Below are 8,586 nucleotides of genomic sequence, written 5' to 3' on the forward strand. Positions count from 1 at the left end.
ACTGTGTACTGCAATAAACACAGCAACATTGTTTCAATCCCCTAGATCGGGTCAAATTTGTTTAAATTTCTTACCAACCGTTTTGTGGTTGGTAACAGGAAAGGGTGTTTCAATCCCCTAGATCGGGTCAAATTTGTTTAAATTTCGATCTGTTAGAGGATTATGTTCCTACAGAAACAGATGTTTCAATCCCCTAGATCGGGTCAAATTTGTTTAAATCTTCAAGAAAGGAGATGGTTTTAACATGTTAGAGTAGTTTCAATCCCCTAGATCGGGTCAAATTTGTTTAAATCATTGAGTTTGACAAGGTGCTTTATGCAAAACTAAGTTTCAATCCCCTAGATCGGGTCAAATTTGTTTAAATAGCCTAAAAGACTATTCTCGCAAAAACAAAAACTAACAAATTTATTTAAGAAAACATCTTTTAAAACACCTAAAATTCGTAAAAACCTCGAAAAAGTTCGCAAATGTATAGGTATTTAAAAATACCAACTCCGTAAAATTAACAACGATAAGTTAAAGAACCCCTAAATTTAGGCATTTGTCATTTTAAAAAAGTTCGCAAATCTCTTTTAAAATTTTCAAATTTTATAGGTTTGCGAACTCTAAGCGATATATAAGTTTCGCAATAGCCTAAAATACGTTATCCTAAACTTAAGCATAACTAAAAGTTCGCAAATGTAGAAGAGCATATTTTAAAATATAGAGGTTTGCGAACTTATTTGGCGAGATTTTAACCAAAAAGTGGCAAATTTAAGCTAAAAAAGTTCGCAAATCTAAATTTGGAGAGAAGACATAAGAATGGTATAAGCTAGACAAAGAGTTCTTGCGTCTCGAAGATGGCTGGTTTGTCGCAAAGCTCAAAACTTTTGCCGACACAGTTTTCGCATAGTCTGTAAAATCTTAGGCTATCGGTTTTGGTATTTAGCAAAGGCTTGGCGTCTTTGATCAGCTTTTTAAGCTTGGTTTCGTTTATTTCACACTCAAAGACGCTAAAATTTACGCGATATCCGATACCTTCTAGGATATCGGAGAGCTTTTTGCGGTTTTTATCGTTTTGTATGTCGTAGGCGATGACAAATTTCATTAGAATTTCCCTACAAAAGGCTTATAGCTTTTGCTCTCGCCGTTTATGAAGCGAGCTAGATCGTAGCACTCTTGCATGATTATGTTTTCGCATCTGCAAGACTCTTTTTTCCACATAGTGTAGCTTCCGAGTTTTTCTTTCATGTTTTGGGCTATGAGCTTTTTGGAAGCGTCGGTGAGAAGCCCTTCTTTGTTTAGTGTGATTGGTTCGTCTTTGTTTAGCATCGAAACGATGACTCTATCTACCATAAATGTCCTAAACTGCTCTATCATATCAAAAACTAGGGTCGGCTTTGTGCTGTCAAGCGCATGCAAAAATGAGATATGTAGGCTAAGCCCTGCTAGATATAGGCACTCTTGGACTTTGGAGTAGAGTATGGCGTAGGCGTAGTTTAGTGATGAATTTACGATATCTTTGGCGCCAAATGTTATGCGCTTTTCAAATTCTAGCGGTAATATGCTTTTTATGCCGTCCCAGTAAATGGCCGCAGCTGAGCCCTCAAACCCCATGAGCTCGTTTGTGTTTTTGACGTATTTTAGTTTTCTAGCCAGGATATTTTCTAGTTTTTGGATGTTTTGGGTTAGGGATTTGTGGTATTTGTTTAGGTACTTTAGGTAGTTGGTTTGGTTTTTTATCTTTGCCTCGACTAAGGACATGGCGATGTATAGCTGGGCCGGCGTGTTTAGGAGCATGGCTTGCTTGTGCGTAGTTTGCGTAGAGACGCTGTTGTAAGCTAGCAAAGTGGCGTATGGGACGTAGTGTTTGTCTATAAAATCGATATGGATTTTTTCCCTTGTGCAGCGCCAGATCACCGCAGAAGATAACGAGATGTGTTCGCTATCAACGATGATGCGTGAAATTTTAGAGATGGGAAATTCTTTGTAAATTTTGCCGTATTGTTTTATGACAAATTTGTTTTTGCTAAGACCTAGATGGACTCCGATTTGATTGATATGAAGCGTAGAATCCGAAGCGATCTTGGTTGCGTAGAAATTTCGCTTTTGGTTTATCTTGCGGGAGTCGTTGTCGTAGCTTTTTTGAGATAGATATTTGTCATAGCCTTTTGTTATGGCTAGGGTTATCTTGTCTTTTATCTCGTTTTGATTAAATAGTATTCCAAAATCTATCTTTTCAAGATAGAGCGTAAATTCTTTTTTTGAATTTATACTTTTGTTTTGCTTGTATAGGGCGATCTTTTGCGATAAGGAGTCTATGAGGTGTTCTTTTATCTGGGTTATTTGCGGTGAGTTTGGCGGTATGATCTTTAGATAGTAGTTTTTAAGCGTAAGCAAAATGGCGTTTATCTCGTCTATGTAGTCGATGAAATTTGATTTTTCTTTGCTTGCGGAGTGTAAATTTGAGATGATTTTTTGAATTTTGTCGTTATCTACACAGCGGTTTTTGCCAAAGAAACGAACGCCTAGGAAGACAAATCCATCATTTATGTTTACGACTTTTGTTTTTTCTTTGTTGAGAGATAGATTTAGTAGTTTTAAAAAGTCATCTAGTTTTTGCTCAAATTCCGAGGCTTCGTCTTTTTCGCCGAAACAGACGATAAAATCGTCAGCGTATCTGATAAATTTATCCGTAGTCTTGTTTATAAATCTATCCATCAAATCAAGATAGATGTTTGATAGCATAGGAGATAGGATATCGCCTTGGTTTACGCCGATTTTATGCTCTTTAAAATCGCGCTTTAAAAATCCGCCGGTTTTTAAAAAGAGTGAGATAAGGCTTATGATCTTTGCGTCTTTTATATGTTTTTGTAAAATTTGTAGTAGCTTTGAGTGGTCTATTGACTCGAAAAAGTCTTTTACGTCGGCTTTGAGTATCCAGCAGTTACCCTCGTTTATGAAATTACTAGCTCTATTTATGGCTTTGTAGGTTGATTTATGCGGGCGGTAGGCGTAGGAATTTGATAAAAACGTCTCGTCAAAATATGGACTTAACTCCGAGTATAAAACCCTTTGAACCAACTTATCTTTTATGGAGGATATGCCTATGGGTCTTACTCCGCTACGATTTTCTTTGGGGATGTTGATCTTTCTTAGCGGTTCGGGCGCGTAGGTGCCGTTTAACAATGAGCGCGTGAGATGGTCTGCGTTTTCGTCAAAGTTTTTCTTAAAATCAGCATATGATATCTCGTCTAAACCCAAAGAATTTGCGGAAATCTCGTCAAATGCAGAGCTTAAAGCATTTTTGGTAAATATCTGTTCTAAAGTTTTGATAAACATATTGATGCCTGCCTTTAAATAGATAGAGTTTTTTTATTATCTTGCTAGGTTGTTATTTCCTTTTGTTATACCTAAAGTCATCCTTTTTTCTCCGTTAAAAAGTCTCATAATAGCTCTTCTCAAATTGATTTTTGCATCCCCACTAAGAATAATCTACTGATTCCTAAGTATTTTTATAAGGTTCTAGCGATCAATTTACAATTTGGCGCCTACTTCATGATTGACTATGTCTTATCTGCAATTTTTACTTTCAATGCTTATCTAGCCGATCGGTATTTTACCATTTGCGCTTTTTGCTGTCATTATAACATGATAGTCCCCTAGATCGGGTCAAATTTGTTTAATAGGCATTTATTATTTTAGATAAGTTTATAAATCTTTTTTGTAAGTTCGTAAACTTGCTCTGAGAGATTTTGGCCAAAAAGCTCAAATTTTAGCCAATAAATCTCGCAAATCTAAAATTTAAATAAAATATATATGGGTGTGAGTAAAAATATAAAAAATCGTAATTTTTAAGCAGAAAGCTTGAAAATTATAAACATTTATTTTTAATTTATGTATAATAACAGAAATTAAAAATAGAGCGATAAAGTGAATAACGAAACTAGTATTATTTTGATATTTTCTCGTAGGCTAAGGGTTGCAAGGGATAGTCTTGGCGTGCCGTTAGAACTACCGGATATTAATAAATTTTTATCCGATCTTAAAATTTTTATAAAGACAAATATAAAAAATAGCATAAAAGGATGCATGACGGGCAAGCTTTTTAACCGTGTAAAAATAGGCGGCGCAGATGAGATATGCCGAGCTTAGAGTAAAATTTGAACCATCGCAAAAGCCGCCTTTTTTTATCGGCTCACAGGTGCGAGGAGCCTTTGGATATGCGCTAAAAAGCGTAAGCTGTATAAATCACGCCCATAAGTGCGACGAATGCTTTGCAAGCGAGAGCTGTTTGTATTACGACTTTTATGAGAAGAAAAATAGCTACCATAGATATAGGCTGGACTTTGAGATAGGGGGAAAGGGGTATGACTTTGGTATAGTTTTGTTTGGAGGCTCGTGCGAGAAACTACCATATATCGCCTCAGCACTCTATATGATGCTAAAGAGATACGGTCTTGGCAAAGATAGGGTTAGGTACGAGAAATTTGATATGTTCGTAAACGGCGAAGCGTGCTTGGCAGAGGATAAAATAAGTCTACCTAAAGAGTACGTGAGAGAATTTAGCTTTGATGGTGAAGGAGGCGATGTCAGGGTCAAATTTATAACTCCGCTTAGGATAAAAAAGGATAATGTTTTTTTAAAAAATGACAATATAAGTCTAAGAGATATACTAAACTCCATCTATCAAAGGCGCCTAAGTATCTTTGGACTAGCTCACGAGGCGTTAGCGTGCGAGGTAAAAGGCGAGATAACTAAAAAAGATCTAAAATACGTGGAGCTAACTAGGCGTAGCAACAGGCAAAACACTACTATGAATTTTGGCGGCTTGGTGGGGTCTTTGCAGATAAGGGGCGTTAGCAAAGAGTGTATGGAACTACTAAAGCTAGGCGAGATAATAGGCGTAGGCAAGCAGACTGTTTTTGGACTAGGAAAAATAAAAACGGAGGATATGAATGAGCAAATTTAGCAGTTATTTTAACGATGATTTCGCGAATTTGGAGCAAGACCCTAAGAATATAGATGAGATATTGCAAGATAGGATGTTTTTAATAGGCGGAGACTTTTACGGGATACAAAAATTTATATTTGATAACCTAGGCTCAAAAAACGCAGCCAAAGTACTAAGGGCAAAGTCTGCGTTCTGCGAGCTTTTCATGATGGTTTTGGCTAAATTTATCTGCCAAAAACTGGGCATAGATGAAAAATGTATCTTATCGTGCACGGCTGGTAAATTTGAGATACTATCTCCTAAATTTGACGAAGCAACTTTTAAAGAGATAAAAGGCGTTATAAACGCTTATTTTATAAAAAATTTCTTTGGCGTTAGCGGTGTTAGCCTATCTTGCGTGGAGTGCGAAAGGGCTGACTTTACGGAGTCCAAGCGATATAAAGAGCTAAGGGATAAGATCAGCAAGGCTGTGGAGTTAGAGAAATTTAAAAAGCTAAATTTAAAAGAGCAAGATCCGGTGCTATCTTATGACAAGGGCATAACAAATCAAACTCTTTGTAGGATCTGCAATATAAGAAAGATAGCTCACGACAAGGATAAATGCGAAATTTGCGCCGCCTTTGTGCGTCTTGGCGAAAAGCTAGCTAGCGATATCAAGAAGATAAATAGCAAAGATATAGGCATAGACTTTATGGACGTGGATATTGAGATAGGCGAAAATATAAGATCATACGTCGCTAAAAATGCTGGCAGCATAGCAGACTTTGAAGATCTGGCTAAAAAATCGCGCGGAGATAATGCGATCGCCGTGATAAAAGCCGACGTGGATAATATGGGAAATTTCATAAAACATAGCGACGTTAGGCAAAACTTTGCAAATTTTGACACATTTTCAAAGGGGATAAATAACTTTTTTTCTTTATATGTGCCTAGAAAGATGAAAGAGAAATTTGAAAATAGCTATACGGTCTTTGCGGGTGGAGACGACCTTCTGATAGTTGGTAGCTATGACCAGATGATAGAGCTTGCCGTTTTTGTAAGGCAAGAGTTTATGAAATTTATAAAAACAAAGGATCTAAGCATCTCTTTTGGAATTATTTTGGCAAAACCATCTACGCCAATAAGCTTTCTAGCGCAAACTAGCGAAAAATGGCTGGAGAGCTCAAAAGAGATGAGCGGAAAAGACGCGATCACTATCTTTGGAGAGACCACTAAATGGGATAGCTATTTAAGCGTTAGAAGTAAAATTTTAAGTGAATTTGAAAAATTTAATATAGACAATACGGCGTTTTTGTATAGGCTACTTGAGCTTTGCGAAATGAGCAAAAAAGTATGCGAGGATGTGAAAAATACAATGTGGAAGTCAAAGCTAAGCTATAGCTTTACTCGAAATATGCAAGGTGGCGGCGAGATGAATGAGCTACTTCTTATGCTAAACAATGTGATAGAAAACAATCCAAAGGAGAGCAAAATGGCTATTTGTGAATACATATATAAAAGGAGAGAACGATGAATGGATATAGAAGTGGTGGCGGCAACTATAATGCCGGTAATAAACCGCAAGCTGACTTTTTACCGCCGATAGTTTTGGACTACAAGAAAAATCCAAATTTGTTTGACGAAACAGCAAAGAGCGTCGCTGATCTAGTCTCTGCTAGAACAAAAGCTACTCAGATAAGAGCATTTTATGACTACATAATCGAGCTAGAGCAAAAGTCAAATAGCGAGGACTTTAGCGAAGTTTTGCCATTTGTAAAGATGCTAAATTCAAAAGCGGCTTACTCTCAGTCAAGAAAATGTTCAAGCGATGACTTTGTCGAGATGATAAACAAATGTGTGGCTCAGGTAAAGACAAAAGATGATCTAAGAGTGTTTAAACTCTTTTTTGAGGCCATTATAGGCTTTGCTAAAAAATAAGGAGAGAATATGAAAATTTTAACTTTAAAGGGGCAAATAGGGCTTTTAAGCGGACTTCATATAGGTGGCGGTGATGATACTATGAAGATAGGCGGCATAGACTCGCAGGTGATAAAAGATATAAACACAAATAAGCCTTACATCCCTGGAAGCTCACTAAAAGGCAAAATGAGGAGCTTGCTAGAGTGGAATAATAGGTTAGTTGGATATGGCGAAGGAGAGGTCTTTAACTCTAAAATTTTAGAAAAAGTACCAGAGCCAGATAAAAAAGCGGCACAAAATTTACTAAAAATTTTTGGCGATAAAGAGAATAAATTTGGTATTACTAGAATAAGCGTTGGGGATTGTTTATTGTCTAAAGAGAGCGAAGGGCTAAAACTAAGCGAAGCAAAATATGAAAACGTGATCAATAGAGAAAGCGGAACTGCCGAGCATCCTCGCCAGATCGAGCGTGTGCCAGCTGGGGTGAAATTTGACCTTGTTATTAGACTAAAAGTTTTTGATGAAAAAGAGCCTTATAACGACAATGAAAATGAGCTAAAAGAGATGGTTGAGAGCGGGCTTAAGCTAATAGAAAACGACTATCTAGGCGGTAGCGGCTCAAGAGGTTACGGAAGGGTTGAATTTACAAATTTAAGGTGGGAATAATGACGCTTTATAAAACTACCATAACGCCCAAGTCAAATTTTACTACGCCGCTAAAAGGCGATACTTTGTTTGGGCAAATTTGTTGGGCGATCAGATATGGACTTGGAGAAGATAGGCTAAATGAGCTACTAAGCGACTACGACAAAAAGCCGTTTTTGATAGTATCTGACGGCTTTGCTAGCGGATATTTGCCAAAGCCTAGTATGCCAAGTCATCTTTTGGGCGAAAATTTGGAGCTAAAAAAAGAAAATAGAAAGAAAATTTGGCTTAGTATAGAGGATCTGCAAAGCGGAAATTTTAAAAACGCTAAAACAAGCGATGAGATCGGCTACAAGCTAGCAAAAGATGCAACAATCAAGAACTCCATAAACTACCATACGTTTACGACCGATGAGAGCGGTAAATTTGCGCCTTATGCTTTAATGGAGATAAAATTAGGCAGACAAGATATTTATTTTTTGCTAGATGATAAATTTGAGCTTGACGAACTAGAAAAAGCACTTGAAGCAGTGTCTAAAAGCGGCTACGGCAAGAGAGCTAGCATAGGTAAAGGAGCGTTTGAGTATAGCGCGTTTGAAAAAGTATCCGTAAAAAAGAGCTCAAATGCCTTTATGACGCTTAGTCCGGTCGTGATAGACGATGAAAATTTAAAAGAATTTTACTATGAGCCGTTTACGAGATTTGGCAAACACGGCGGAGGGCTTTCAAGTACAAATCCTTTTAAAAGCCCGATTCTAATGGCTGATAGCGGTAGCGTGGTAGTATATGATGAAATTTGCGAAAAAGAGTATATAGGAAAGGCCATAAGCGGACACTCCGCGAACGCAAATACGGTACACCAAGGATATAGCATACTAATAGCTACGGAGATAAAAAATGCATAATGAAACTAAAAACTATAAAATCAAACTAAAACCCATAAGCCCTATACATATAGGCACCGGCGAAGCCTATGAGCCGATGAATTACGTCATAGACAAAGGAATGGACGATAAATACTATATGTACGTTTTTGATGAATTTGAGTTTTTTAAAAAACTTGACGAGAAGTCTAAAGATGAATTTATAAAAATAGCTTCAGATACTAC

9 protein-coding genes and 1 CRISPR repeat array are annotated in these 8,586 nt (G+C 37.1%); of the genes, 7 read left to right on the forward strand and 2 right to left on the reverse strand.

The annotated features are described in order from the left end of the window. Nucleotides 1–30: 30 nt before the first annotated feature. Nucleotides 31–364: direct repeats of the CRISPR family, unit length 37 nt; unit sequence GTTTCAATCCCCTAGATCGGGTCAAATTTGTTTAAAT. 447 nt (nucleotides 365–811) lie between these two features. Further along, a complete protein-coding gene (gene cas2, locus RYL88_RS09195) occupies nucleotides 812–1,087 on the reverse strand; it encodes a CRISPR-associated endonuclease Cas2 (protein WP_314990784.1) in 276 nt (91 codons plus the stop codon). Then, nucleotides 1,087–3,321, reverse strand: a complete 2,235-nt coding sequence (gene cas1, locus RYL88_RS09200) for a CRISPR-associated endonuclease Cas1 (protein ID WP_314990786.1) — start codon at nucleotides 3,319–3,321, stop codon at nucleotides 1,087–1,089. Before cas1 ends, cas2 begins: the two co-directional genes overlap by 1 nt. A 591-nt stretch (nucleotides 3,322–3,912) precedes the next feature. Here cas1 and RYL88_RS09205 point away from each other — a divergent pair. The 7 genes from RYL88_RS09205 to RYL88_RS09235 all read left to right on the forward strand — a co-directional run. Beyond that, nucleotides 3,913–4,134, forward strand: a complete 222-nt coding sequence (locus RYL88_RS09205; RefSeq protein WP_314990788.1) for a hypothetical protein — start codon at nucleotides 3,913–3,915, stop codon at nucleotides 4,132–4,134. Then, nucleotides 4,115–4,951: a CRISPR system precrRNA processing endoribonuclease RAMP protein Cas6 gene (gene cas6, locus RYL88_RS09210; protein WP_314990790.1), complete on the forward strand. Its 837-nt coding sequence runs from the start codon at nucleotides 4,115–4,117 to the stop codon at nucleotides 4,949–4,951. Before RYL88_RS09205 ends, cas6 begins: the two co-directional genes overlap by 20 nt. After that, nucleotides 4,938–6,446 (forward strand): hypothetical protein, encoded by a 1,509-nt coding sequence (locus tag RYL88_RS09215; protein WP_314990791.1) that lies wholly within the window; start codon nucleotides 4,938–4,940, stop codon nucleotides 6,444–6,446. Before cas6 ends, RYL88_RS09215 begins: the two co-directional genes overlap by 14 nt. Continuing rightward, nucleotides 6,443–6,850, forward strand: coding sequence for a type III-A CRISPR-associated protein Csm2 (gene csm2, locus RYL88_RS09220; protein WP_314990792.1), 408 nt, complete (start codon nucleotides 6,443–6,445; stop codon nucleotides 6,848–6,850). The genes RYL88_RS09215 and csm2 overlap by 4 nt, the downstream gene beginning before the upstream one ends. 9 nt (nucleotides 6,851–6,859) lie before the next feature. Beyond that, on the forward strand, nucleotides 6,860–7,498 hold the full coding sequence (gene csm3, locus RYL88_RS09225; protein ID WP_087578420.1) for a type III-A CRISPR-associated RAMP protein Csm3: 639 nt from the start codon (nucleotides 6,860–6,862) through the stop codon (nucleotides 7,496–7,498). After that, complete coding sequence (locus RYL88_RS09230; protein WP_314990794.1) at nucleotides 7,498–8,382, forward strand: RAMP superfamily CRISPR-associated protein; 885 nt, start codon at nucleotides 7,498–7,500, stop codon at nucleotides 8,380–8,382. Before csm3 ends, RYL88_RS09230 begins: the two co-directional genes overlap by 1 nt. Beyond that, nucleotides 8,375–8,586: hypothetical protein (locus tag RYL88_RS09235; RefSeq protein WP_314990796.1), on the forward strand; the 212-nt coding region annotated here is incomplete at its 3' end. The genes RYL88_RS09230 and RYL88_RS09235, both read left to right, overlap by 8 nt.

This window comes from uncultured Campylobacter sp., from assembly GCF_963517995.1.
Taxonomy (GTDB): Bacteria; Campylobacterota; Campylobacteria; order Campylobacterales; family Campylobacteraceae; genus Campylobacter_A.